Raw genomic sequence first — 24,038 nt, 5'->3', positions numbered from 1 at the left:
ACGTTTCTACTGACGGCATGCGCATCGGAGAGCTTGCCGCGCTCGTCGGAGTCACCACACGAGCCGTACGCCACTACCATCACGTCGGCCTGCTGCCCGAACCCACGCGGCGGGCCAACGGCTACCGCTCCTACACCCTGCGGCACGCCGTGCTGCTCGCCCGTATCCGGCGGCTGACCGAGCTGGGCCTCTCCCTGGACGAGGTGCGGGACGTCCTCGCCGACGACGCCGGACGCGAACTGGCCGAAGTCCTGCGGGAACTCGACGCCGACCTCGCCCGGCAGGAGCGGGAGATCCGGCGGCGCCGCGAGGTGCTGGCGGACCTGCTCGCGGGACCCCTCACGCCGGACGCCCCGCTGTCGCCCGGCCTCGCCGCGCTGCTCCGGGCCGCCCCCGACACCACGTCGCCCGCCGCCGCCAAGGACAGGGAACACCTGGTGCTGCTGGACACGGTGGCCGGCGGGGACGCGGTGTACGCGGCCCTGCACCCCCTGTCCGAGGACCCGGCGGTGCTCGAGTTGTACCAGCGGCTGGACGAGCTGGCGGACGCCCCCGCGGACGACCCCCGGATCGCGGTGCTGGCCGAGGAGATGTCCGCCGCCGTCCCCGACGAGGTACTGGCCGCGATCCCCGTCTCCGGCCGGGCGACCCCCGACTTCGGGGCGGCGCTGCTCGCCGACTATCCGCCCGCGCAGGCCGAGGTGGTGCGCCGGGTGATGAACACGCTGGTCACCCGGATGGACAGGAGCCGGTCATGACCACCCGAAGCACCCGGAGGACACGCACCCGTGTTGCGATCGTCGCGCGTCGGCTCGTCGCGCACGAGGTCCGCGCGCTGTACTCGCTGGGCCTGTGGGCGCTGCGCCGCCGCCAGGTCCCCGAAGGCGCCCTGGCCGTCGCCTACACCGGGCCGCAGACCGCCATGATGTACGGCCTGCTGTTCGTCTCCCTCGTCGAGACCGTCATGCTCGCCCTGGTGATCCCGTGGCCGCTCGTGCACGCCGTCCTGCTCGTCGTGGACGGGTACGGGATGGTGCTGGTGCTCGCCCTGCACGCGGCCTGCGTGGTCCGGCCGCACCTCGTCGCCTCCGACGGCTCGTTGCGCCTGCGGTACGGCGCGCTGTTCGACCTCGCGGTACCGGCCGCCGCCATCGTCTCCGCGCGGGTCGAACGGCGCCACCTCGGCCGGGGACTCGTCGCGGTCGACCCGGAAGGAGTGCTCGACCTCTCGGTGGGCGGCCAGACCACGGTGTGCGTGGAGCTGGCCGAACCGGTCGCGTTCAAAAGGCCGTTGGGCAGGAAGGAGGCCGCCCGCGTGCTCCGGTTCCACGCCGACGACCCGCGCGCCGCGGTCGAGGCGCTCCGGGCCGGTGGTCCCGCCACGCCGGTGGAGGCCCCCGGTGCCGGGGCATAGGCTGGCCCGATGCCGCACACCGCACCCCACTACCTCGCCCAGGGCCCCCGTGTGGCCGTCCGTCGGTTCCGGCTGGAGGACGGGGGGGAGTTCACCGCGCGGGTCAGGGAGAGCAAGGATCTGCACCGGCCGTGGCTGGTGATGCCCGACAGCGACGAGGCGTACGCCGCCTATGCGCGGCCGCTGATCGATGACGCGGGGCGGGCCGGGTTCCTGGTGTGCGAGAAGGACACCGGGGACATCGCCGGGTTCGTCAACATCAACAACATCGTCCGGGGCGGCTTCCAGTGCGGGGCGCTCGGGTACGGGGCGTTCGCGCACGCGGCCGGGCGGGGGCTGATGCGGGAGGGGCTCGAGCTGGTGATCGGGTACGCCTTCGGGCCGCTCGGGTTGCACCGGCTGGAGATCAACGTGCAGCCCGGCAACACCGCGTCCATCGCGCTCGCGCGCGGCGCCGGGTTCCGGCTGGAGGGGTTCTCGCCCGCCATGCTCCAGGTCGACGGCGAGTGGCGCGACCATGAGCGCTGGGCCCTCACCACGGAGATGCGGGACCTGGACTGACCCGGCCCCGTCCCCGGTTCAGGCCGACTGGTCGGCGTACTCGAAGATCGTCCCGTCCGGGTGCATCACCAGCAGGTTGCGGCCCACCGGGGTCGGCACCGGGCCCGCGATGATCTGCGCGCCCATGCCCGACAGCAGTCGGTGCGCCTCCTCGACGTCCTTCACGGCGATCGTCGCGGTCACCTTACGCAGCACCTCCAGCTCCGCCTCCGGCCCGCTCATCAGCAGGAACGAGCCGATCGCGGCGACCCGTACCCCACCGCGCTCGAAGCGCGCCGCCGTGCCGCCCGCCAGCCGCTCGTAGAACGGGATCGCGGTCTCGAGGTCGTCGACGCAGATGCGCAGTGTGGCGCCAAGAATCTCCATGCGAACGAGCCTAGTTGGGGCGAGCCGGAGCGCACAGGCCGTCGCCGCGCTTCGTAGGCCGTGCGCGCGGCCGGGTGACGTGCGAGGGGTTTGGGTGCCGTGACCCCGGTTACGCGGAAGACCTCGGACGAACCGCACCACCGGGGCGCCCGCGATCGGTCACTCTGCGTGACGGGTCGGGGCCCGTCGGGGGCCGGGCGGCCCGCCCGGTGCGCCGAGGATCGTCCGAGTCGCCTCGGACACGCGGAAAGGAGACCCATGAACAACGACGAACTCACCGAACTCGGGCAGCAGTTGCGGGTGGACAGCGTGCGGGCGGCGGACGCCGCGCAATCCGGACACCCGACCTCCTCGATGTCCGCCGCCGACCTGCTGGCCGTGCTGCTCGCCAACCATCTGCGCTACGACTTCGAACGCCCCGACCACCCCGCCAACGACCGCTTCATCCTTTCCAAGGGACACGCTTCCCCGCTGATGTACTCCGTCTTCAAGGCGGCCGGCGCCATCGACGACGCCGAACTGCTCACCTTCCGCAAGCTCGGCAGCCGCCTGGAGGGCCACCCCACCCCGCGCAGGCTGCCCTGGGTGGAGACCGCGACCGGTTCGCTCGGCCAGGGTCTGCCGGTCGGTGTCGGCATCGCGCTGGCCGGGAAGCGGCTGGACCACTCCGACTACCGCGTCTGGGTGGTGTGCGGCGACAGCGAGATGGCCGAGGGCTCGGTCTGGGAGGCCGCCGAGGCCGCCGCCTACGACAAGCTGGACAACCTCACCGTGATCGTGGACGTCAACCGGCTCGGCCAGCGCGGCCAGACCCGGCACGGGCACGACCTGGACGCCTACGCCCGCCGCTTCCAGGCGTTCGGCTGGCACACCGTCGAGATCGACGGCCACGACGTCGCGGCGATCGACCGCGCCTACGGCGAGGCCGAGTCCACCAAGGACCGCCCCACCGCGATCATCGCCCGCACCCTCAAGGGCAAGGGCGTCGCCGCCGTGGAGGACAAGGAGGGCAAGCACGGCAAGCCGCTGCCCGACGCCGAGGCGGCCGTCGAGGAGCTGGGCGGCCCCCGCGACATCCGCGTCCACGTCAGCGAGCCGCCCGCGGCCACGCCGGAGAAGCTCGCCCACGAGCCGCTGCGTCTGCCGCGCTTCGACAAGGGCGAGGAGGTCGCCACCCGCGACGCCTTCGGCAAGGCGCTGGCCGCCCTCGGCACCGCCCGCGGTGACGTCGTCGCCCTGGACGGCGAGGTCGGGGACTCCACCCGCACCGGGGTGTTCGCCGAGGAACACCCCGAGCGCTTCTTCGAGTCCTTCATCGCCGAACAGCAGATGGTCGCCTCGGCGGTCGGCATGGCGGCGCGCGGCTGGCTGCCGTACGCGTCCACCTTCGCGGCCTTCTTCAGCCGCGCCTACGATTTCGTGCGCATGGCCTCCGTCAGCGACGCCGGGATCAACCTGGTCGGCTCGCACGCGGGCGTGGCCATCGGGCAGGACGGCCCCTCGCAGATGGGCCTGGAGGACCTGGCGATGTTCCGGTCCGTGTACGGCTCCACCGTGCTCTACCCCTGCGACGCCAACCAGACCGCCCGCCTCGTCGCCGCCATGGCCGACCTGGACGGCATCCGCTACCTGCGCACCTCGCGCGGCGAGAGCCCGGTGATCTACGACGCCGACGAGGAGTTCCCCGTCGGCGGCAGCAAGGTGCTGCGCTCCAGCGACGAGGACCGGCTCACCGTCGTCGCGGCCGGGGTCACCGTGCAGGAGGCGCTGACGGCCGCCGACAAGCTCGCGGAGGAGGGCATCAAGGTCCGGGTCATCGACCTGTACTCGGTCAAGCCCGTCGACGTGGAGACGCTGCGCCGGGCCGCCGACGACACCGGCTGCCTGGTGACGGTCGAGGACCACCACGAGGAGGGCGGCATCGGCGACGCGGTCGTCGAAGCCTTCACGGACGGCCGCCCCGTGCCGCGCCTGGTCCGGCTCGCGGTCCGGATGATGCCGGGCTCGGCCGCGCCCGACGAGCAACTGCACGCGGCCGGCATCGACGCCGCGAACATCGCGGCCACCGCCCGCCTGCTGGTGGGCGAGGCCGTGGTGAGCTGAGTCGGGAGACCATCTTCGGCGGGCGTCGCGTGTGCGGCGCCCGCCGTCGCGTTCAGGCGGGCTTGCGGCACAGGATCTCGCCGTGCAGGACCGCGAACCAGCCGTCCTCCCGCCGCCCCCACTCACGCCACGCCCCGGACACCGCCGCCAGGTCCCCGGGCGTGGCGTGGCCGCCCTCCACCGCGCGCTCGGCGTAGGCGGAGGCGAGCGTGCGGTCCGCCCACAGGCCGCTCCACCAGGCGCGTTCCTCGGGGGTGGCGTAGGTCCAGGTGCCCGACGTGGCCGTGACGTCGCTCAGTCCGGCGGCCAGTGCCCAGCTCCGCAGCCGCCGACCGGCGTCCGGTTCACCGCCGTTGGCCCGCGCGACGCGCCGGTACAGGTCCAGCCAGTCGTCCAGGCCGGGCACGGCCGGGTACCAGGTCATGGCCGCGTAGTCCGCGTCGCGCACCGCGATCAGCCCGCCGGGCCGGGTCACCCGGACCATCTCGCGCAGGGCCCCCACCGGGTCACCGACGTGCTGGAGCACCTGGTGGGCGTGGACGACGTCGAAGGTGTCGTCGGGATGTCCGAGGGCGTGCACATCGGCGACCTCGAAGCCGACGTTGGTCAGCCCCCGCGCGGCGGCGGTGGCGCGGGCCCGCTCCAGGACGGCGGGGGCGCGGTCGACCCCGGTCACCCGGCCGTCCGGGACCAGCGCGGCGAGGTCGGCGGTGATGGTGCCGGGGCCGCAGCCGATGTCGAGGACGCTCATGCCGGGTTCGAGCGAACCGAGCAGGTAGGCGGCCGAGTTGGCGGCGGTGCGCCAGGTGTGCGACCGCAGCACCGACTCGTGGTGCCCATGGGTGTAGACGGCGGTCTCGCGCGGTTCCGGCATGGCTCGGGTCCCTTCGACGGTCCGGCCGCGGCGCCCGTGGAGGACACCGCGGCCGCAGTGGGTCGAACGGTACGCCGAGGAACCGAATGATGAGACCGCCGGTCCGTGATACGGACTGACGGAGCGTCAGGCGCCGGTCGGGTGGGGGCTGTAGGCCGTCAGGACCTCGGGCAGCTTCTCCACCGTCACCGTGCCGGACACCGACGTGACCTCACCGTCGTACGCCAGCGGGGTGCCCGGCGCGAGGCCGGACAGCCGCAGCTTGCCGAGCTGCACCGCCGCGTGGCCCTGGGAGCGGGTGAGCGGGCCCGCCACGGCGGCCGCCAGCAGACGCAGCGCGGGCCAGCCGCTGCCGTGCACCACCCGCACGTCCAGCGGCCCGCCCGACAGCTCGGTCCTGCGCCCGGCGCCCAGGCCGCTGCGCCGGTAGACGCCGTTGCCGACGAACAGCATCCACAGCGGGTGCCGCTTGCCGCCCGCCTCCACCTCCAGCGGATGCCGGTCGGCGCGCAGCACCTTCACCGCGCCCAGCACCCCGGCCGCCCAGCCGCCGATCCGGGGCGACCAGTGCTCGCGCTCGCGCACCAGCTCCGGGTAGACGCCCACGCTGAGGGTGTTCAGGAAGACGCTGGAGCGGCCGTCGGCGGTGAACTGGCCGACGTCCACCTGGACCGCCTCGCCCGCGCGGACGGCGGCCGCCAGATCGGCCGCGTCCTCCACCCCGAGGTCGTACGCGAAGTGGTTCAGGGTGCCGCCGGGCAGCACCGCCAGCGGAAGCCCGTGGAGCAGGGCGACCTCCGCCGCCGCGTTCACCGTGCCGTCGCCGCCGCACACCCCGAGCACCCGTGCCCTGGCCGCCGCCTTGTCCAGCTCGGCCCGGATCTCCTCCGGCTCGCACTCCACGATCTCGGCCCGCGGCAGCGCGTCGTGCAGGGCGCTCACCCGGTCCGCTGTGCCCGAGGAGCGGTTGGCGACCATCACCAGGCCCTCGCCCTCCGGCAGCGCCGGGGCGTCCGCGCGCGGCCGGGCGGCCGGACGGGCCGCCGCCCGCGTCGGCACCAGCTTCCGCACCACGAACGCGGCCCCGACCCCGAGCGCCGCACCGGCCAGCACGTCGCTCGGGAAGTGCGCACCGGTGTACACCCGCGACGTCGCCACCGAGAACGCCACCGGCGCCACCGCCGCGCCCCACGCCGGGGACTCCAGCGCGACCCCGGCCGCGAAGGCGGCGGCCGAGGCGGAGTGGCCGGACGGGAAGGAGGTGGTGATCGGCTGCCGCTTGAGCTGGCGGGACAGCGGCACCGGGTCCAGCACCGGCCGGGTGCGGCGCACCGACCGCTTGCCGAGGGTGTTGACGGTCAGCGAGGCCAGGCTCAGCGAGGCCAGCCCCCGCACGGCCGCCCGGCGCGCCCTCGGGGTGCGGGTCGCGGCGATCGCGCCGGCCACCGCGAACCACAGCACGCCGTGGTTGGCGCTGCGGCTCAGGCGGGGCAGCACCTTCTGGGCGCCGGGCCACTTCCGCTCGGCGGCCACCTCGAAGAGCCGGGCGTCGGCCGTGAGCAGCCGTCGCAGGACGTTGCGTCCCGTTGCCGGGACAGCGGTGAGGTCGACATCTGCGCTCATGTTCGACCCCCTACCCCGAAGCGGCCCTTTCTTGTGCGGCCGCCCGGGTAAGGGCGCGCGGAGGCCGGGGGAGCGGGATCTTCGTACAGTGGACGTCAGGACCGCGGACCCGACGAGCGGGGGTACCACCATGACCGGAGTCGACCCCGGCCGACTGGACGACCAGCAGCTCATGAAAGAGCTGGAGACGATCCACCGCACACGCCACGACACCCTGCTGTACGCCTCCAACGACGCCCTGCGCGCCCACAACGAACGCATGGCGCAGTTGGAGGGCGAGTACCTGCGCCGCAACCCGCGCCGCCTGGTCAGCGCGGGCCGCACCCGCGAGGGCGCCCGCGAACGGGGCTGCGGCGAGACCTCCACGCCGGGTGAGCCGGAGGTGTGAGGTCCGGGCCGGCCCCTTCCAGGCGGCCGCCGGGGGCGGCGTCACCCGTTGGGTGTGGTCCGTGTCCCGCGAATGGGGTCCGGCCGCGCGCGGGTCGGCGCCCTGGGGGCTCTGATGGCAGCGAGGGCACGGAACGCGTGCCCCGACCGCCGTACCGCCGAGGAGCCCGCCCCATGCGCCGCACCGTACGCGTCCTCACCACCTCCGCCGCCCTGGCCTGCGCCACGCTCGTCATAGCCGGGCCCGCCGAACCGGCCGAGCCGGGCGCCCCCTGCGAGGACCCTGCGGCGTCGGCGCCCCGGTCGCCGGGCCAGACGTACGACGGTACGAATCCGGTGCCCGGAGCGCCGTACCTGAGCGCGGCGCCCACCGGCCCGGCGTGGAGCGGCGCGGAGGACTGCTCCGGCGGCTCCGGCGGGAAGACCGGGCAGGGCGACGACCAGACCTGGGAGGGCGAGGACGGCGACGGCGAAGTCGGCCAGGACCGGGAGTCCGGCCCCGCGAAGGACTTCGGCGACCCACCCACCCTGGAGCACGGCGTCCAGGCCGGGGCCGGCGGCACGTTCACCGACTCGGTGCCCGCCCTCGCGGCCGGCGGCACGCTGATCGCCGCCGCGGCGGCGGGCGCCGGGTACCGGCTGTACGGCCGCAGGCGCGCGGCCGGGCACTGACGGCGGGCAACCGGAGGCCGCCGTGACCGGGACGACGCCGGACGCGAGCCATGCCGGGCCCGTCGCCGGGTACACACCTTCCCGAGGGCACCACCAGCAGGCACCCCGCACACCCGCCACACGGCACCGGGCTCGGGGCACACGGCACACGGACCGCGCGGAGGCGGACATGCGGCGGAGGGAACCCGAGGGCCACGGCCCCGTCCGCTACGGGCCCCCGTTCCCCGCCGACGGCCTGCCCGTGCTCCCGGAACTCGCCGACCGCCTGGCCGCCGCCGAACACCACGGCGAGGCCCAGCCCGCCGGAGGGGACCCGGCCCTGCTGGAGGCGGCCTGCGGCTACTGGACCCGGCGCGGACTGCCCTGCACCCCCGACCGCGTGACCCTCGCCCCCGGCGCGCCCCCGCTGCTGCCGGCGCTGACCGCCGCGCTCGCCGGGGACCACGGCGACATCCTGGCGCCCCGGCCCCGCGCCGCCTGGTGGGCGCCCAGCGCCCGGCTGCTCGGCAGACGCCTCTTCCCGGTGCCCGTCCCGGCGGGGAGCGGCGGGATACCCGACCCGTTCGCGCTGCTGGAGACCGTCCGCCGGGTCAGGGAAGAGGGCGGTGACCCCCGGCTGCTGGTGCTGTCCGTCGCGGACGACCCCACCGCCGCCGTCCCCGCGCCCGAGCTGCTGCACGAGACCGTGGAGGCGGCCGCCGCCGAGGGCCTGCACATCGTCAGTGACGAGACCTGGCGCGACACCCTGCACGACCCCCACGACACGGTCCTGGTCAGCCCGGCCGAGATGCTGCCCGACCATGTCACCGTCTTCGCCGACCTCGCCGGATCGCTGCTCCCGGCCGGCTGGCCCGCGGCCGTCGCCCGCTTCCCGGACAGCGCGGCGGGGGAGCGCGTCCACGCCCGTGTGCTGGACGTGCTCTTCGCGCTCGGCGCCCGCCTTGCCGCCCCCGTCGCGGCCGCCGCCCAGTACGCGCTGGACGAGCCCGAGCCGGTCACCGCCCGCCGCGAGGCCGCCGTCCGCCTGCACGCGCGCCTGGCCGCCGCCGCGTACCGCACGGTCCTCGCGGGCGGTGCGCTCGCCCCGCCCCCGCAGGCCGGACGCCACCTCTACGCCGACCTCGGCCCGCTGCGCGCGGCCCTGGCCGCGCGGGGCGTCGGGGACGCGCAGGAACTGGAGGACTTCCTCACCGCCCGGCTCGGCATGCCCGCGCCCGGCGGCCACCGCTTCGGCGACGACCTCGGCGCCCTGTGCGTACGGCTGTCCACCGCCCCGCTGCTGGGCGGCACGGACGAGGAGCGCGAGGAGGCGCTCGCCTCGCCCGACCCGACGGAACTGCCCTGCACGAGCGACGCGTTGCTCACCCTGAGGTCGGTCCTCGACGAACTCCGTGACGAAGCTCAGCGATGGGAGCCCCCTCGATGACGCAGCAGACGCATGAGCCCGGGTCCACCGCCACGACCACCACCACGCCCCCGCCGAGCGCCCCGGCGCCGACGGACGCCGTGCCCGAGGTGGTCGTCCGCGCCCCGCTCGCGCCCGCGTCACCGCCGCTGGCCGAACCACGCCCGCTGGGCGAACACCGGGTGTGGCCGAGGACCTTCCACGACCGGCTCACCGCGCCGCTGCCCGGATGGAAGGCCATGGCCCGCTTCGCCCGCGAGGGCGCCGTGCGCCCCGAACCCGAGGGACTCGTCGACATCCCCCGACTCCCCTACGAGCCGGGCCCGTTGCCCCGGGTAGGAGCCGACACCCTGGCCGTCACCTGGGCGGGGCACGCCAGTTGGGTGGTGCGGATCGGCGGGCTGACCGTGCTCACCGACCCGGTGTGGTCGCGCCGCATCCTCGGCACCCCGGTCCGTGTCACCCCCGTCGGCGTCGCCTGGGACAGCCTGCCCCCCGTCGACGCCGTCGTGGTCAGCCACAACCACTACGACCACCTGGACGCCCCCACCCTGAGCCGACTCCCGCGCGACACACCGGTGTTCGCGCCCGCCGGACTCGGACGCTGGTTCCGGCGCAGGCGGTTCACCTGCGTCACCGAGCTGGACTGGTGGGAGGGCGCCCGACTCTCCGGTGTGCGCTTCGACTTCGTGCCCGCGCACCACTGGTCCAAGCGCACCCTGACCGACACCTGCCTCAGCCTGTGGGGCGGCTGGGTGATGACCGCGCAGAACGGGCAGCGCCTCTACTTCGCGGGCGACACCGGTTACGGCCACTGGTTCGGCCGCATCGGCCGCCGCTACCCCGGCATCGACCTCGCCCTGATGCCGATCGGCGCCTATGACCCGCGCTGGTGGCTCAGCGACGTCCACTGCGACCCGGAGGAAGCCGTACAGGCCACCCTCGACCTCGGCGCCCGCCGGATGGCGCCCATGCACTGGGGGACGTTCGTGCTCTCCGCCGAGCCCGTCATGGAACCGCTCACCCGCGTCCGCGCGGCCTGGGAGAAGGCGGAACTCGCCCGGACCGACCTGTGGGACCTCCCGGTCGGCGCCTCCCGCGTGCTGGAGGCAGAGCCGCGCCCTACCGCTCCCCGCCCCGCACCCGGCGCACCAGCCCCGGAGCCGCGCTGACCAGCGCGGTCAGCACGACCACCGCCACCACGCCCTCCCACGGCCGGGCGAACAGCGAACCCCCGAGAATGCCGATCACCTGATACGTCAGCGTCCACGCCAGGCACGCCGGAAGGTTGCCCCGCGCGAAGCGCCGCAGCGGCCACTCGGCAAGCAGACACGCCAGCATCACCGGAATCCGGCCCGCCGGCACGAGCCGGGACAGCACCAGCACCGTCACCCCGTGGTCGGCCAGCTTCTCCCGCGCCTGGTCCAGCCGCTCCTCCGGCGCCCGCGACCGCAGCGCCTCCAGCCAGCGCGACCCGCTCTGCGAGCCGAGACCGCGCCGCCCCAGCCAGTACAGCGCCGCGTCCCCCAAGAAGGCCGCCAGCGACGCCGTCACGAACACCAGCAACAGCGAGAACGGCGCCGTGCGATGGACCGCCACCACCGCCGCCGTGCTCACCAGCGCCCCCGTCGGCACCACGGGTATCAGCGCGCCTGTCAGCACCAGCAGGAACAGCGACGGATACCCGAGCGCCTGCTGCGTCGGCTCCAGCGGCACGCCCTGTGTCGCGGCGGCGGCCAGCACCACCGCGCCCCCCAGCCCTCTCACCGGGCGACCTCCAGCCGTACGCCCTCCCCGTGCCCCAGCCGGTGCACCGTCACCTTCGGCGCGGCCTCGGCCGCCAGCCGCACGAACTCCTCGCCCGGCGCGTGGAATTCGTGCGGACGCACCGCGTCCATCCCGATCGGCCAGTACGTGCCGTAGTGCACCGGCACCGCCCAGCCCGGCGCCAGCCGCGCCAGCGCCCGCGCCGCCCGGCCCGCGTCCAGGTGCCCCTCGCCCAGATACGGCCCCCAGCCGCCCACCGGCAGCAAGGCCACGTCCACCGGGCCGACCTCCTCGGCCATCGCGTCGAAGAGCCCGGTATCACCGGCGAAGTAGGTGCGCGCCTCACCCTCCACGACATAGCCGAGCGCGGGGGAGCGGTGCGGGCCGAAGGGCAGCCGCCGTCCGTCGTGCAGCGCGGGCACCACCCGCACCCGCAGCTCCCCGATCCGGACCTCGTCGCCGGGCGCCACCTCGGTGATGTCGAGCCCCCGCAGCCGCCGCAGTCCGGGCACCGTCCGGGGCGCGCCCCGGGGCACCAGCAGACGTGTGCCCGGCGCGAGCCCCGCCAGCGAGGGAAGGTGCAAGTGGTCGGCGTGCAGATGGGAGACGAGCACCGCGTCGGCGCGGCGGGCGTCGGCGGGCGGCGGCGCGCCCCGGCGGCGGCGCAGATGCGCCAGCCGTGAGGCGAACAGGGGATCGGTGAGCACCCGCGTGTCCGAGTCCTCGATCGTGCAGGTGGCGTGACCCCACCAGGTGACCTCCACCGGCACTACCCTCACCTCCGCCGCGCGACTCCCCCGAAGCGTACGGGCAGCGGTAGGGTCGGCGGCGAACCCGGAGGTGAGGGGACGCCATGGGACCGTTACAGGGTGCCTCGGCCGGTGCGGCGACGTTACGGATCACCGCCATCGCCAGCCTGACCCCGCTGGAGGAGCTGGAGTCCGACCCGTTCCTGGTCGACTCCCGCAGCCAGCACGCCATGTGCGCCCGCTGGGCCGCCGAGCAGGGGTACGTGATCGCGCGCGAACTCCTCGTAGGCGGGCTGCGCTTCGACCACGACGCGCTGTGGGACGGGGTGCGCCCCGGCGTGGACGTGTTCGTCGCCCCCAGCAGACGGGTGCTGGAGCGCGCGCTGTCCACGGGTGAGGAGTTCACCGCCGAGTGCGCCCGGCGCGGGGTCCGCGTGGAGACGGTGGGCAGCGCCGAACCCGCGTACGACGCCCGGATGAAGGCGCGCGTGCACCGGCGGCTCTCGATGCCCACGGCCGGCTACGACGGCAAGTGACTCCTTCCGGGCCGCCCCGGCCCCCGCAGCCGGTGTGACAAGGTGGGGGCAGGCCCCGAGGGGCGGGCCGGGACGTGAGGTGCGCGGGGCGTGCGGTGGCGGCGGGTTGCCGGTCAGATCGGTCGTAGCGTCACGGTGTGGGCGGTCTCCACGCTCACCATGCTCGTACTCGCCGGAGCCCTCCCCGACTTCCGGCTCCAGTCCCCCGACGGCGACAGCGCCACCCGTATCGCCGTCACCGCCGCCTGCGGAGCCGGGGCGTTCGGCCTGCTGTCGGCGCTGGCCTGGCCGGTGCTGGTGCGGCTGCTGCTGCTCGTGCCCGCGCTCTTCCTCGGCCTGCTGGTCTTCTTCCTCAACGGCTCCCTGCTGCTGCTCGCCCTGCGCGTCAACCCCTCCGGGCGCGGCGAGGTGGCGCCCGAGACCGCGGTGATCGTCGCCGCCGTGATGTCCGCCGTCGCCTCGGCCACCGGCGGGGCGCTCGCCGTACGCGACGACGACGCCTACCGGCGCCGCCTGTTGCGCCTCGCGGTGCGCCGCCGAAGAGCCGGCCGGCCCTGCGCGAGCACGCCCGGCCTGGTCTGCGTCCAGCTCGACGGCGTCGGCCACGACGTGCTCACCGCCGCCGTCCGCGACGGTCTGATGCCCACCGTGGCCCGCTGGCTCGCCACCGACGGCGTCATCCCGCCCACCCACCGGCTCGCCTCCTGGCGCACCGACTGGTCCAGCCAGACCGGCGCCAGCCAGCTCGGCATCCTCCACGGCAGCACCTACGACGTCCCCGCCTTCCGCTGGTACGAGAAGGACCGGGGCGAGGTCATGGTCTGCAACCGGCCCACCTCGGCCGCCGAGTTGCAGCGCCGCGCCGTCGCCCGCACCGGGGACGGCGGCCTGCTCACCGTCGACGGCGCCAGCCGGGGCAACCTGTTCAGCGGCGGCGCCGGGGAACAGGCCCTCGTGCTCTCCATCGCCACCCGCCGCCGCGGCCGGGGGAACCGTTCCCGCGCCGGCTACTTCGCCTACTTCTCCGACCCGGCCAACGCGGTGCGCACCGCCCTGTCGTTCTTCGCCGAGATCGGCCGCGAGATCGGCCAGTCCACCCGCGCCCGGTTCGCCGGCCGGCACCCGCGCGTCGGCCGGGGCGGCCTCTACCCGTTCGTCCGCGCCTTCGCCACCGTCGTCGAACGGGACGTGGTCGTCGCCGCCGTGATGGGCGATCTGCTCGCGGGCCGCACCGCCGTCTACGCCGACCTCGTCGCCTACGACGAGGTCGCCCACCACTCCGGCCCCGACAGCCGGGACGCCCGCCAGGTCCTCAAGCGCCTGGACCGCTCCCTCGCGCTGATCGAGAAGGCCGCCGAGCACGCCCCGCGCCCCTACCGCCTGGTCGTCCTCTCCGACCACGGGCAGAGTCCGGGCGAAACCTTTCGCTCCCGCTACGGCCTCACCCTCGCCGACCTCGTCCGCGCGGGAAGCGGGCTGCCCGTGCCGCGCGGCGCCGGCCGCACCCCCAGCGGCGCCGAGGCCCGCGCCGCCGTACGCGTCGCCCTCGGCCGCGCCGACGGCACGGACGACGGACCCACCCCGCCCGTGCGCCGCTCCGAGCCGGTCGTGCTCGCCTCCGGCAACCTCGGGCTGGTCTCCTTCCCGGACGTCCCCCACCGGATGACCAAGGAGGAGATCGACGCCCGCCACCCGGCGCTGCTCCCCACCCTCGCCAACCACCCCGGCATCGGCTTCCTGCTGGTGCGCAGCGCCGAGCACGACGGCGTGGTCCTCGGCCCCTGCGGCACCGAGATCCCGCTGGCCGAACTGGACGAGCGGCCCGGACCGCTGGCCCGCTTCGGCCCCGGCGCCGCCGACGCCGTACGCCGCGCCCACTCCTTCCCCCACACCGCCGACATCATGGTGAACTCCTGGCACGACCCCGCCAGCGGTGAAGTGCACGCCTTCGAGGAGCAGATCGGCTCCCACGGCGGCCTCGGCGGCGCCCAGTCCCGCCCCTTCCTGCTCTCCCCGCTCACCCTCTCCTTGCCCGACGAGGACGGAGCGGGCCTGTCCGGCGCCGAGCGCCTGCACGGCGTACTGCGCCGCTGGCTCGGCGAGTTGAACGGGCCCGAGGTGCCGCTCGACGCCGGCCCCGAGCGCCGGGCGGCCTGAGTACGCGGGCCGGTCCTCACCGTGCCGTGACCCCGGATGTGATCGGATGGGGGGTACGGGGGCACAAGGACCCGGAACACGAGAACATCCGCGAAAGGAACCACCGTGGCTACCACGCGCACCGCACACACGGTCTGGGAAGGCGAACTGCTGTCGGGCAGCGGCACCGTCACGTTCGACTCCTCCGGCATCGGCTCCCAGCCGGTGTCGTGGCCGTCGCGCGCCGAGCAGGCGAACGGCCGCACCAGCCCCGAGGAGCTGATCGCCGCCGCTCACTCGAGCTGCTTCTCCATGGCCCTGTCGCACGGCCTGACCGGCGCCGGCACCCCTCCCACCCGGCTGGAGACCAAGGCCGACGTGACCTTCCAGCCCGGCGAGGGCATCACCGGCATCCACCTCACCGTGCGCGGCGAGGTCCCCGGCCTGGACGCGGACGGCTTCCGCACGGCCGCCGAGGACGCCAAGAAGAACTGCCCGGTCAGCCAGGCCCTGGCCGGCACCGACATCAGCCTCACGGCCGAGCTGGCCTGAGCCCTGAGGGCCGCCGGTGCCGCGCCCCGCGCGCGGCACCGGGTCACAGGCTCTCGCGGAACTCCCGCAGCAGTTTCCGGGTGCGCTGCGCGGAGGCCGCCCGCGCCGTCATGTGGTCCAGCACCTCCAGGTGCGCGGCCACCTCCTCGCGCGAGTCGAGGTAGAGCGCGCCGGTCAGATACTCGGTGAACACCATGTCCGGCAGCTCCCGTTCGGCGAACCGGAACAGCGTGAAGGGGGCGTACGTCCCCGGATGCGGGCCCGCCGCGAACTCCGCGAGCTGGAGGGTGATCCGGTCCCGCTCGGCGTACTCCAGCAGATGGTCGAGCTGGTCGCGCATCACCTCGGAACGGGTGCTCACCGGGCGCCGCAGCACCGTCTCGTCCATGATCACCCACAGGTGCGGCCGGTCGTCCCGCTCCAGCAGTTGCTGTCGCTCCAGGCGCAGCGCGACATGCCGGTCCACCGTCTCCTGGCCGTGCTGTCCGATCGTCCCGGCCTCCAGCACCGCCCGCGCGTACGCCTCGGTCTGGAGCAGGCCGGGGATGAAGTGCGGCTCGTAGGAGCGGATGAGGCGGGCGGCGCCCTCCAGGCTCACGTACAGGCTGAACCAGTCCGGCAGCACGTCGTGGAACCGCTGCCACCAGTCGGGCCTGTTGGCCTCCTCGGCCAGCCCGACGAACGCGGTGGCCTCCTCCTCGCCCACCCCGTACGCGGCCAGCAGCGCCTGCACGTACGGGATCTTCAGCGCGACCTCGGCCGTCTCCATCCGCCGTACGGTCGCCGACGCCACCCGGAGGACGCGCGCCGCCTCGTCCCGGCTCAGTCCGGTCGACTCCCGCAACTCCTGCAGCCGCCTGCCGAGCACCACCTGCCCCACAGTGGGAGCGGTCCGCCGCTCACTCACACCCCGTCCTCCCCTCCCCCCGAAGCCTGCGGGCAGTGTGCCACGCACGGGCCGCCCGCACACGGGGGATCAACCGGCCAACCTGGGGCCCGAGTTGGCCGAGTCGGGCAGGTTCAGGGAGGAGTCGCCGTGCAGGGTGAGGCGTATGGGGCGGAAAACGGTGGTGTCCGCCCGGGGTTCGCCGGTGCCGGGGTTGCGGGCGAAGCGGGGGTGGGCGCCCGCGCTGATCTGCCAGCGGACGCGGTGGCCGGGGGCGAAGCGGTGGGCGATGGCGCTCATCGGGACGGTGATCCGCGCCGGGGCGTGCGGGGATGCCGTGAGGGTACCCAGTCCGTCGCAGACATTGACGGAGCGCCCTTCGGGGTCCACGTCGCACAGGCGGGTGAAGACGTCGGTGTGACCGGTGTCGGCGGAGAGGGTCAGGTCCGCGGTCACCGGGCCGACGACGTCGAGCGGCTCGGTCAGCGGGGGACCGGTGAACGTCACGACGTCGCCACGGGCTTCCAGCGGGCGGTTGTCGCGCGGCCCGGCGCCGGGGGAGAGCAGGGGGCCGCCCAGGGCCGGGGTGGGGTCCTCCGGGTCGTGGCGGAACGTGGCCGGCGGGGCGGAGTCGGTGGGGGCCCGCCGGGTGAGGCGGCCGTCGCCGGTGGGGTACCAGGAGGTGGCTTCCGTGGCCGGTGGCCAGTCGTCCAGGTCCCGCCAGGTGTTCTCGCCACCCATGTGCACGCGCACCACTGTGGGACGCAGTGCGGTGGGGTCGGCGCACAGGTGGGCGCGGAGCCAGGCGAGGGTCTCCGCGAACACCTCGGGCCAGCCCTGCTGGAGGGCGGAGGTGTGGGTCCAGGGGCCGACGAGCAGCGCGGTCTCGCACCCGGCCCGGCGCAGCCGCGCGTACTGCTCGATGGTCTGGTCGGCCAGCGCGTCGTGCCACCCGGTGATCAGACCGGTGGGGACGCGGTGCCGTTCCGACGGTGCCGCCGACGCGCCGTCCCAGTAGGGGTCCTCGGCGTCCGGGTGGGCCATGACCTCGTCCAGCCAGGGCACTTCGGCTCCGAGCGCGGATGCGTGCGCACCGCGCAGCGGCCGGGCCATGGTGACGGCGCGCAGGTGGCGCCGCAGGCGCAGGGCGGCCCGTGCGAAGGGCGCGACCCCCTGGTGCTGGTAGGTCATGCCCAGGCCGACCGTGAGCGCGTTCTCCAGGCGCAGCGCGCCGCCCGCGTGGAAGAGGGCGTACGGGTCGTGCAGCCCCACCTGCACCACCATCGCCTTCAGCTCCGGCGGCGGGTCCAGGGCGAGGGCCCACTGCACATAGCCCAGGTAGCTGGGGCCGACGGTGCCCAGCGTGCCGTCGAACCAGGGCTGTTCACGCAGCCAGGCCACGGTGGCCCGGCCGTCGGCGGCCTCGTGGCGCCACAGGTCGAACGCGCCCCTGGAGCCGCCGGTGCCCCGGCAGCTCTGCAGGACCACATGGAAGCCCTGTTCCGCGAAGAGGAGGCCGTACATCGGGGACCACGGCAGGCCCCGGCCGTAGGGCGAGCGGACCAGCAGGGTGGGGAAGTCGCCCCCGGCGCGCGGGAAGTAGTGGTCGGTGAGCAGTGTGCCGCCGTCGGCCCCGGGCACCGCGAGCCCCGGCTCCCAGCCGACCTCGTACCGCTTCGCCGCAAGGCCCCGGAACGTCTTGCGCATCAGGCGTGCGGACAGCGGCGGCTTTCGGAACGACATGATCCCCTCCTGTATTCCGTACGGTGTACGAGAATAGGGGATGCTTGGATGACCTTGGCAAGGGCCGGTCGCCGACAGGCCGGGGAGAAGGAGCGGTGGAGCGTGGCACAGGACGAGGGAACCGGCGCCGCGGGCGTCGACCCCGAGCGGCTCTGGCTGCGCCCGGCAGAGCCCCGCAAGGGCCGCAGGCCCTCCTTCAGCCGCGAGGCGATCACGGTGGCGGCCGTCGCCCTGGCGGATGCGGAAGGGCTCGACGCGGTCAGCATGCGCCGGGTCGCGGCCGCGGTCGGGGCCGGGGTCATGTCGCTCTACAGCTACGCCCCCGACAAGGAGACGCTACTGGAGCTGATGATCGACCACGTCAGCGCCGAACTGCCGGCCACCGGCCCGCTCACCGGCGACTGGCGGGCCGACCTGAAGACCGTCGCCCGCCTCCAGCGCGGCCACATGCTGCGCCACCCCTGGCTCCCCGCCGCCCTGGCCGCCCACCGCACCCCCGGCCCGAACGTCCTGGCCTTCCTCGAACACGCCCTGACCGCGCTGCGTCCCTGCGGACTCGACGGCGCCGCCCGGCTGGAGATCTTCGCCCAGCTCACCGCCTTCGTCGCCGGGCACGTCACCCATGAACTCGCCCAGGCCGCGGCCGTCCGCTCGCCCGGACGCGCCGCCGCCGAGGCCCGTTACCTCGCCGCGGTCGCCCAGGACGGCGACCACCCGGAACTCGCCGAAGCCCTCTGTGCTCCCCGCCGTCCCACCGACCCCGAAGCCACCTTCACCCGCTTCCTCGACCGCCTGGTCGACGGGCTGGACACCGACTGGTCCGGGGCGGGCCATCGCCCTCAAGGAGGGTGAACTCCCCCTGAAATCAAGGGACATGGCAGCTGCGAGCGTGGGCACATTGAAGTCTGTGCTCGACTACGACAAAGAAGCCGAGTCCTACGACAAGCTCCGTGGCGGCGAGCCCCGTGCCCGCGCCGCCGCCGACGCCGTCCTCGGGCTGATCCCGGACCACGAAGGCCGCCTGCTGGACAACGGCTGCGGCACCGGCATCGTCACCCGCCTGCTGGCCGGGGCGCGGCCCGCGCTGCGGGTCACCGGGGTGGACCTCACCTCCGCCATGGCCAGGCGGGCATCCGCCCGGCTGCCCGGCTGCGTGATGCGTGCCGACAGCCGTCGACTGCCCTTCGCGGACGGCACGTTCGACGCCGTCACCAGCGTCTGGCTGCTGCACCTGCTGGACGACCCGGCCGACCTGCGTGCCGTGATCGCCGAGTCCGCGCGGGTGCTGCGGCCGGGCGGCACCTACGTCACCACCGTCGACAAGGCGAAGGCGCACGACGTGGGCAGCGACATCGACGCCGTGCTCGGCCCGCGCCCCAGGCGCCCCGCCTCCGACGACCCCGCCCTGGTGGACGCGTACGCCGCCGAGGCCGGGCTCGTCCGGACCGGTCTGGCCCGCTTCACCGGCGTCGGCCAGGGCCGCAGCCCGCGCCGGACCGTCACCGACCTGCGGCGCGGCTGGTTCACCCTGCTGCCGCCAGGCGAACCCCGCACCGAGGAGTTCGCCGCCCGCCTGGCCCGGCTGCCCGACCAGGACCGCCCCCGCGCCGACCCCGTCTTCACCGTGCACGCCTACCGCCGGTCCGGGTGACCGGTGCCGAACCGTCCCCCGTTTGCCGTACCGGCAACAGAGCTTGCCGCCGGACACCGCGCCGTCGCACGCTGGGCGCAGCCGGAGCAGAGCCGGGGAAGAGAGGCTGACCAGCATGGCGCACGACCACCACCACGCACCCACCGGGCACGCGCACGGACAGACGCACGGACACGCGCACGGACACGAGACCGACATCGACTGGGCCGAGATGGGCCCGGTGCTGGAGTCCCAGGCGGAGCTGCTCGCGCCGCTGTACCGCGAGGCGATGGGCTGGCTGGCCGAGGAGAGTCCCGAGCCGGGGCTGATCGTGGACGCGGGCAGCGGACCCGGCGTCGTCGCCTGCCTGTTCGCCGAGGAGTTCCCCGGCGCGCGCGTGGCCGCCGTGGACGGCAGCGGACCCCTGCTGGAGCGGGCTCGCGAGCGCGCCGAACGCCTCGGCGTGGCCGGCCGCTTCACCACCGTCACCGGCGAACTCCCCGAAGCACTGGATGAGTTGGACCGACCGGCCGACCTGCTGTGGGCCAGCCGCAGCCTGCACCACCTCGGTGACCAGCGAGCCGGGCTCGCCGCGTTCGCGCAGCGGATCGCCCCCGGCGGCACCCTCGCCCTCCTCGAAGGCGGACTTCCCGCCCGCTACCTGCCCCGCGACATCGGCATCGGCCGCCCCGGCCTCCAGTCCCGGCTGAACGCGGTCGAGGAGGAGTGGTTCAGCCGGATGCGGGCCGAACTGCCCGGCGCGGTCACCGAGACCGAGGACTGGCCCGCCCTGCTCACCGCGGCCGGCCTCAAGCCCACCCGCACGCGCACCTTCCTGCTGGACCTGCCCGCCCCGGCCGACGAAGCGGCCCGCGGCTACGCCGCCGCCTACTTCACCCGGCTGCGCGACGGCCTCGGCGACGCCCTGGACGCCGAGGACCGAGCCACCCTGGACCGCCTCCTCGACCCCGCCGACCCGGCGGGCGTGCACCAGCGGACCGACCTGTTCGTGCTGGACGCGTACACGGTCTACACGGCGGTACGCCCCGTCTGAGCCGGGTCGGCCGGGTCAGTTCCCGGCGAGGAACTCCCGGGCCAGCCGGTCCCCGAGGGCGACCGCGGCGCCGTGGCTCTCTACGGGGGAGACCAGGGAGTCCTTGAACAGGATGTACGTCACCCCGGACTCGGCGCCCCCGGTCGCCGGGTCCGGGTCGATGCCGAGCGCCTCGGCGGTGGCGTACGACGCCTCGCCGATGATCTCCTTCGGGCCGGTGTCCCCGACGACCGCGTACTCCACCTGGTCGCCGTGGACGACGGCGACCACACCGCCGCCCTCGATCCCGGCCGCCGCGTGATCCCACAGGGCGCTCTTGCCCGGCACCACCACGTAGGGCAGCGTGTCCGCGCGCAGGGGCCTGCCGTCCGACTGGTGGAAGGCGGTGTCGTCCTGGTACCAGGGGTCTCGGTCCTCGTTGCAGTGCTCCGTGCGCAGCCCGTCGCAGTCCACGTCCATGTCCGCCTTCCAGAACACCGCGCCCTTCAGCCCGCACACCGGGATCGTCGCGGCGCTTTCCGCGTCGGTGCGGTACAGACCGTCGGAGATCCGGTCGCACGACCTCACCTTCGCCAGCAGGTCGGCCGCGCTCACCGTCCCCTCCCGCGCCCGCTTCGGCGAGTCCCCGTAGGCGGCGGCCAGGGCCGCGGCGGCGAGCAGGACGGTCCCGGCGGCGGTGGCGAGACCCAGTGGACGAAGACGCACGGCGCGGTGGCCCTTCGGTCGGCGAAGCTCGGCGTAGCGCACAGGGCCGCCCGACCCCTTCTGACGGGGGTGGACGACCCTGTGGCGTACGGGGTGTCAGACCATGTCGAACGTGGCCGGGTCGGGACCCAGCCGCTTGTCCTCGTTCAGCGCGCTGATGGCGGCGAGGTCCTCGTCGTCCAGGCTGAAGTCGAACACCTCGATGTTCTCCTTGATCCGCGACGGCGTCACGGACTTCGGGATGACGATGTTGCCGAGCTGGATGTGCCAGCGCAGCACGACCTGCGCCGGCGTACGCCCGTGCTTCTGGGCGATGGCCACGATCGCCGGGACCTCCAGCAGGCCCTTGCCCTGGCCGAGCGGCGACCACGCCTCGGTGGCGATGCCCTGCTCCGCGTCGAACTCCCGCGCCGCGCGCTGTTGGAGCTGCGGGTGCAGCTCGATCTGGTTCACCGCCGGGACGATCGACGTCTCCGCGATCAGCCGCTGGAGGTGCTCGGGCAGGAAGTTGGACACGCCGATCGCGCGGACACGGCCGTCGGAGTACAGCTTCTCGAACGCCTTGTACGTGTCGAGGTAGTTGTCCCGCGCCGGCAGCGGCCAGTGGATCAGATAGAGGTCGAGGTGGTCGAGACCGAGCTTCTCCAGCGAGGTGTCGAAGGCGCGCAGGGTGGAGTCGTACCCCTGGTCGCTGTTCCAGAGCTTGGTGGTGACGAAGAGGTCTTCCCGAGGGAGTCCGGAGGCGGCGATGGCCTTGCCGGTGCCCTCTTCGTTGCCGTAGATCGCCGCGGTGTCGATGCTGCGGTACCCGGTCTCCAGCGCCGTGGCGACCGCGCGCTCCGCCTCGTCGTCCGGGACCTGCCAGACGCCGAAGCCGAGCTGGGGCATCTCGACACCGTTGTTGAGGATGATCGGGGGGACCTTGCTGCTCACGGGCTCATGATCCTTCGGTTGTGGACAGGTGCTACACCCATCGTCAACGATCAAGCGCCGGGATGCATTCCTGACCTGCCGGTCAGGAGTGGTAAAGCGCTTCCACCTCACGCTCGTACGCCTTCTCGATCGCCTTGCGCTTCAGCTTCAGCGACGGCGTCAGCAGTCCGTGTTCCTCGGTGAAGGACTGCGCCAGGACGCGGAAGGTGCGGATCGACTCCGCCTGGGAGACCAGTGTGTTCGCGGCCACCACCGCCCGGCGCACCTCCGTCTCCAGATCCGCGTCGCGCACCAGCTCGGCCGGGCTCGGCCGGGGCTTGCCGCGCATCTGGAGCCAGTGGTCGACCGCGTCCTGGTCCAGGGTCACCAGCGCCGCGATGTACGGGCGGTCGTTGCCGACCACGATGCACTGATTGACCAGCGGATGGTCGCGCACCCGCTCCTCCAGCACGCCGGGGGAGACGCTCTTGCCGCCGGAGGTCACCAGGATCTCCTTCTTGCGGCCGGTGATCGTGAGATAGCCGTCCTCGTCCAGCGAACCGAGGTCGCCGGTGGCCAGCCAGCCGTCGTGCAGGGTCTCGTCGGTCGCCTTGGGGTTGTTCAGATACCCCTGGAAGACGTTGCCGCCGTGCAGCCAGATCTCGCCGTCCTCGGCGACGTGCACCGTCACACCGGGGACGGCCTGGCCGACCGTGCCGTAGCGGGTGCGCTCGGGCGGGTTGGCGGTCGCGGCGGCCGTCGACTCGGTCAGGCCGTACCCCTCGTAGATCTGCACGCCCGCGCCCGCGAAGAACAGGCCGAGACGGCGGTCCATCGCCGAGCCGCCCGACATCGCGTTGCGGATGCGGCCGCCCATCGCCGCGCGGACCTTGGAGTACACCAGCTTGTCGAAGAACTGGTGCTGCATCCTGAGGCCCGCCGAAGGCCCCGGTCCGAGCCCCCACGCCTTGGCCTCCAGCGCGTCGGCGTACTTCACGGCCACGTCGACCGCCTTCTCGAAGGGCGTCGCCTTGCCCTCCTTCTCCGCCTTGCGCCGGGCCGAGTTGAACACCTTCTCGAAGATGTACGGCACCGCCAGGATGAACGTCGGCCGGAACGCCGCCAGGTCCGGCAGCAGGGCGGCCGCGTGCAACTGCGGCTGGTGGCCGAAGCGGACCCGGCCTCTGAGCGCGGCGACCTCCACCATGCGGCCGAAGACATGGGCCAGCGGCAGGAACAGCAGCGTGGACGCCTGGTCGCCCTTCTTGGAGTGGAACACCGACTCCCAGCGCCGGATCACCGCGTCCGCCTCGAACATGAAGTTGCCGTGCGAGAGCACACAGCCCTTGGGGCGGCCCGTGGTGCCCGAGGTGTAGATGACGGTGGCGGTCGAGTCCGGGGTGACCGCCTTGCGGTGCCGGTGCACCACCTCGTCGTCCAGATGCGCCCCGGCGTCGTACAGCTCCCGTACGCAGTTGGCGTCCAACTGCCACAACTGCCGCAGCCGGGGGAGCCGGCCGATGACGGTGGCGATCGTCATCGCGTGGTCCTCGTGCTCCACCACGGCGGAGGTGACCTCGGCGTCGTGCAGCATCCAGAAGCACTGCTCGGCGGAGGAGGTCGGGTAGATCGGCACCACCTGGGCACCGATCGTCCACAGCGCGAAGTCGAACAGGGTCCACTCGTAGCGGGTGCGGGACATGATGGCGACCCGGTCACCGAAGCGGACACCCTGGGCGAGCAGACCCTTGGCGAGGGCGACGACCTCGTCCCGGAACTCGGCGGCGGTCACGTCCCGCCACTGCCCATGATCGTCCTTGCGGCCGAGGGCGATGTGCTGGGGGTCGGTGCGCGCGTTGTCGAAGACGGCGTCGGCCAGACCGCCGACAGGTGGCTCGGTCTCCGTCACAGGGTCGATGAACTCGCGCAAACCCGGCTCCCCCTTCCTCGCCCTTCGGTCACG

Annotated in this window: 24 protein-coding genes; 14 read left to right on the top strand and 10 right to left on the bottom strand. The window is 74.1% G+C overall.

The genetic code is table 11. The features are described 5' to 3' along the window. Positions 1–17: 17 nt before the first annotated feature. Genes HEK131_RS20000 through HEK131_RS19990 form a run of 3 tightly spaced genes read left to right on the top strand, consistent with a single transcriptional unit; the run spans position 18 to position 1,975 of the window. Positions 18–758: a MerR family transcriptional regulator gene (locus HEK131_RS20000; RefSeq protein ID WP_244336405.1), complete on the top strand. Its 741-nt coding sequence runs from the start codon at positions 18–20 to the stop codon at positions 756–758. Further along, positions 755–1,414, top strand: coding sequence for a hypothetical protein (locus HEK131_RS19995; protein WP_244336404.1), 660 nt, complete (start codon positions 755–757; stop codon positions 1,412–1,414). The genes HEK131_RS20000 and HEK131_RS19995 overlap by 4 nt, the downstream gene beginning before the upstream one ends. Positions 1,415–1,423: 9 nt before the next feature. Next, entirely contained in the window at positions 1,424–1,975 is a 552-nt protein-coding gene (locus tag HEK131_RS19990) for a GNAT family N-acetyltransferase (protein ID WP_217465224.1), read from the top strand. Between the two features lie 18 nt (positions 1,976–1,993). Here HEK131_RS19990 and HEK131_RS19985 read toward each other — a convergent pair whose 3' ends face one another. Beyond that, positions 1,994–2,341, bottom strand: a complete 348-nt coding sequence (locus HEK131_RS19985; protein ID WP_217465223.1) for a VOC family protein — start codon at positions 2,339–2,341, stop codon at positions 1,994–1,996. A gap of 258 nt (positions 2,342–2,599) precedes the next feature. On the opposite strand from HEK131_RS19985, the gene HEK131_RS19980 reads away from it, so the two are divergent. Continuing rightward, positions 2,600–4,444 carry a transketolase gene (locus tag HEK131_RS19980; RefSeq protein WP_244336403.1) on the top strand — a complete coding sequence of 615 codons (1,845 nt, stop codon included), beginning with the start codon at positions 2,600–2,602 and terminating at the stop codon, positions 4,442–4,444. A 52-nt stretch (positions 4,445–4,496) separates the two neighbouring features. Here the strand turns inward: HEK131_RS19980 and HEK131_RS19975 are convergent, their stop codons facing one another. Then, a complete protein-coding gene (locus HEK131_RS19975) occupies positions 4,497–5,318 on the bottom strand; it encodes a methyltransferase domain-containing protein (RefSeq protein WP_244336402.1) in 822 nt (273 codons plus the stop codon). A 126-nt stretch (positions 5,319–5,444) separates the two neighbouring features. After that, a complete protein-coding gene (locus HEK131_RS19970; RefSeq protein WP_244336401.1) occupies positions 5,445–6,941 on the bottom strand; it encodes a bifunctional phosphatase PAP2/diacylglycerol kinase family protein in 1,497 nt (498 codons plus the stop codon). A gap of 130 nt (positions 6,942–7,071) precedes the next feature. Between HEK131_RS19970 and HEK131_RS19965 the strand changes: the two genes are divergently transcribed. The 4 genes from HEK131_RS19965 (at position 7,072) to HEK131_RS19950 (ending at position 10,577) form a co-directional block, all read left to right on the top strand. Continuing rightward, positions 7,072–7,329 (top strand): DUF6158 family protein, encoded by a 258-nt coding sequence (locus HEK131_RS19965; protein ID WP_244336400.1) that lies wholly within the window; start codon positions 7,072–7,074, stop codon positions 7,327–7,329. Positions 7,330–7,502: 173 nt separating this feature from the next. Continuing rightward, on the top strand, positions 7,503–8,000 hold the full coding sequence (locus tag HEK131_RS19960) for a hypothetical protein (RefSeq protein ID WP_217465357.1): 498 nt from the start codon (positions 7,503–7,505) through the stop codon (positions 7,998–8,000). Positions 8,001–8,169: 169 nt separating this feature from the next. After that, positions 8,170–9,426 (top strand): aminotransferase class I/II-fold pyridoxal phosphate-dependent enzyme, encoded by a 1,257-nt coding sequence (locus tag HEK131_RS19955; RefSeq protein ID WP_244336399.1) that lies wholly within the window; start codon positions 8,170–8,172, stop codon positions 9,424–9,426. After that, on the top strand, positions 9,423–10,577 hold the full coding sequence (locus HEK131_RS19950) for an MBL fold metallo-hydrolase (protein WP_244336398.1): 1,155 nt from the start codon (positions 9,423–9,425) through the stop codon (positions 10,575–10,577). Before HEK131_RS19955 ends, HEK131_RS19950 begins: the two co-directional genes overlap by 4 nt. On the opposite strand, the gene HEK131_RS19945 is transcribed toward HEK131_RS19950, so the two are convergent. Both HEK131_RS19945 and HEK131_RS19940 read right to left on the bottom strand, forming a co-directional pair. Continuing rightward, positions 10,528–11,172 (bottom strand): DedA family protein, encoded by a 645-nt coding sequence (locus HEK131_RS19945; RefSeq protein WP_432215651.1) that lies wholly within the window; start codon positions 11,170–11,172, stop codon positions 10,528–10,530. The genes HEK131_RS19950 and HEK131_RS19945 overlap by 50 nt on opposite strands. After that, a complete protein-coding gene (locus HEK131_RS19940) occupies positions 11,169–11,942 on the bottom strand; it encodes an MBL fold metallo-hydrolase (RefSeq protein WP_217465216.1) in 774 nt (257 codons plus the stop codon). Before HEK131_RS19940 ends, HEK131_RS19945 begins: the two co-directional genes overlap by 4 nt. An 83-nt stretch (positions 11,943–12,025) precedes the next feature. Here HEK131_RS19940 and HEK131_RS19935 point away from each other — a divergent pair, with 83 nt between their 5' ends. The 3 genes from HEK131_RS19935 (at position 12,026) to HEK131_RS19925 (ending at position 15,145) form a co-directional block, all read left to right on the top strand. Beyond that, positions 12,026–12,457 carry a hypothetical protein gene (locus HEK131_RS19935; protein ID WP_217465215.1) on the top strand — a complete coding sequence of 144 codons (432 nt, stop codon included), beginning with the start codon at positions 12,026–12,028 and terminating at the stop codon, positions 12,455–12,457. A 90-nt stretch (positions 12,458–12,547) separates the two neighbouring features. Then, complete coding sequence (locus tag HEK131_RS19930; protein WP_279614267.1) at positions 12,548–14,614, top strand: phage holin family protein; 2,067 nt, start codon at positions 12,548–12,550, stop codon at positions 14,612–14,614. Between the two features lie 105 nt (positions 14,615–14,719). Continuing rightward, positions 14,720–15,145, top strand: coding sequence for an OsmC family protein (locus HEK131_RS19925; protein ID WP_217465214.1), 426 nt, complete (start codon positions 14,720–14,722; stop codon positions 15,143–15,145). Between the two features lie 43 nt (positions 15,146–15,188). Here the strand turns inward: HEK131_RS19925 and HEK131_RS19920 are convergent, their stop codons facing one another. Continuing rightward, a complete protein-coding gene (locus HEK131_RS19920; RefSeq protein WP_244336397.1) occupies positions 15,189–16,052 on the bottom strand; it encodes a helix-turn-helix domain-containing protein in 864 nt (287 codons plus the stop codon). 69 nt (positions 16,053–16,121) lie between these two features. Continuing rightward, complete coding sequence (locus HEK131_RS19915) at positions 16,122–17,774, bottom strand: CocE/NonD family hydrolase (protein ID WP_244336396.1); 1,653 nt, start codon at positions 17,772–17,774, stop codon at positions 16,122–16,124. Positions 17,775–17,876: 102 nt separating this feature from the next. Between HEK131_RS19915 and HEK131_RS19910 the strand changes: the two genes are divergently transcribed. The 3 genes from HEK131_RS19910 (at position 17,877) to HEK131_RS19900 (ending at position 20,458) form a co-directional block, all read left to right on the top strand. Continuing rightward, positions 17,877–18,626, top strand: coding sequence for a TetR/AcrR family transcriptional regulator (locus tag HEK131_RS19910; RefSeq protein WP_217465212.1), 750 nt, complete (start codon positions 17,877–17,879; stop codon positions 18,624–18,626). Positions 18,627–18,681: 55 nt separating this feature from the next. Next, positions 18,682–19,425: a class I SAM-dependent methyltransferase gene (locus HEK131_RS19905; protein WP_244336395.1), complete on the top strand. Its 744-nt coding sequence runs from the start codon at positions 18,682–18,684 to the stop codon at positions 19,423–19,425. A gap of 115 nt (positions 19,426–19,540) precedes the next feature. Then, on the top strand, positions 19,541–20,458 hold the full coding sequence (locus tag HEK131_RS19900; protein ID WP_244336394.1) for a class I SAM-dependent methyltransferase: 918 nt from the start codon (positions 19,541–19,543) through the stop codon (positions 20,456–20,458). A 15-nt stretch (positions 20,459–20,473) separates the two neighbouring features. On the opposite strand, the gene HEK131_RS19895 is transcribed toward HEK131_RS19900, so the two are convergent. The 3 genes from HEK131_RS19895 to HEK131_RS19885 form a co-directional block, all read right to left on the bottom strand. Beyond that, positions 20,474–21,163 carry a glycoside hydrolase family 75 protein gene (locus HEK131_RS19895; protein ID WP_244336393.1) on the bottom strand — a complete coding sequence of 230 codons (690 nt, stop codon included), beginning with the start codon at positions 21,161–21,163 and terminating at the stop codon, positions 20,474–20,476. Positions 21,164–21,259: 96 nt separating this feature from the next. Beyond that, a complete protein-coding gene (locus tag HEK131_RS19890; protein WP_279614266.1) occupies positions 21,260–22,096 on the bottom strand; it encodes an aldo/keto reductase in 837 nt (278 codons plus the stop codon). An 82-nt stretch (positions 22,097–22,178) separates the two neighbouring features. Beyond that, positions 22,179–24,005, bottom strand: coding sequence for an AMP-dependent synthetase/ligase (locus HEK131_RS19885; protein WP_244336392.1), 1,827 nt, complete (start codon positions 24,003–24,005; stop codon positions 22,179–22,181). Positions 24,006–24,038: the final 33 nt, after the last annotated feature.

This window comes from Streptomyces seoulensis, from assembly GCF_022846655.1.
Taxonomy (GTDB): Bacteria; Actinomycetota; Actinomycetes; order Streptomycetales; family Streptomycetaceae; genus Streptomyces.
Note: the sequence above shows the minus strand (reverse complement) of the source record. Positions and strands in the feature narration are given on the sequence as shown.

Bases quoted from the DNA above. Each gene is read 5' to 3' on its own strand.
- HEK131_RS20000 (WP_244336405.1), top strand. From the start codon at position 18: ATGCGCATCGGAGAGCTTGCCGCGCTCGTCGGAGTCACCACACGAGCC.
- HEK131_RS19995 (WP_244336404.1), top strand. From the start codon at position 755: ATGACCACCCGAAGCACCCGGAGGACACGCACCCGTGTTGCGATCGTC.
- HEK131_RS19990 (WP_217465224.1), top strand. From the start codon at position 1,424: ATGCCGCACACCGCACCCCACTACCTCGCCCAGGGCCCCCGTGTGGCC.
- HEK131_RS19985 (WP_217465223.1), bottom strand. From the start codon at position 2,341: ATGGAGATTCTTGGCGCCACACTGCGCATCTGCGTCGACGACCTCGAG.
- HEK131_RS19980 (WP_244336403.1), top strand. From the start codon at position 2,600: ATGAACAACGACGAACTCACCGAACTCGGGCAGCAGTTGCGGGTGGAC.
- HEK131_RS19975 (WP_244336402.1), bottom strand. From the start codon at position 5,318: ATGCCGGAACCGCGCGAGACCGCCGTCTACACCCATGGGCACCACGAG.
- HEK131_RS19970 (WP_244336401.1), bottom strand. From the start codon at position 6,941: ATGAGCGCAGATGTCGACCTCACCGCTGTCCCGGCAACGGGACGCAAC.
- HEK131_RS19965 (WP_244336400.1), top strand. From the start codon at position 7,072: ATGACCGGAGTCGACCCCGGCCGACTGGACGACCAGCAGCTCATGAAA.
- HEK131_RS19960 (WP_217465357.1), top strand. From the start codon at position 7,503: ATGCGCCGCACCGTACGCGTCCTCACCACCTCCGCCGCCCTGGCCTGC.
- HEK131_RS19955 (WP_244336399.1), top strand. From the start codon at position 8,170: ATGCGGCGGAGGGAACCCGAGGGCCACGGCCCCGTCCGCTACGGGCCC.
- HEK131_RS19950 (WP_244336398.1), top strand. From the start codon at position 9,423: ATGACGCAGCAGACGCATGAGCCCGGGTCCACCGCCACGACCACCACC.
- HEK131_RS19935 (WP_217465215.1), top strand. From the start codon at position 12,026: ATGGGACCGTTACAGGGTGCCTCGGCCGGTGCGGCGACGTTACGGATC.
- HEK131_RS19915 (WP_244336396.1), bottom strand. From the start codon at position 17,774: ATGTCGTTCCGAAAGCCGCCGCTGTCCGCACGCCTGATGCGCAAGACG.
- HEK131_RS19900 (WP_244336394.1), top strand. From the start codon at position 19,541: ATGGCGCACGACCACCACCACGCACCCACCGGGCACGCGCACGGACAG.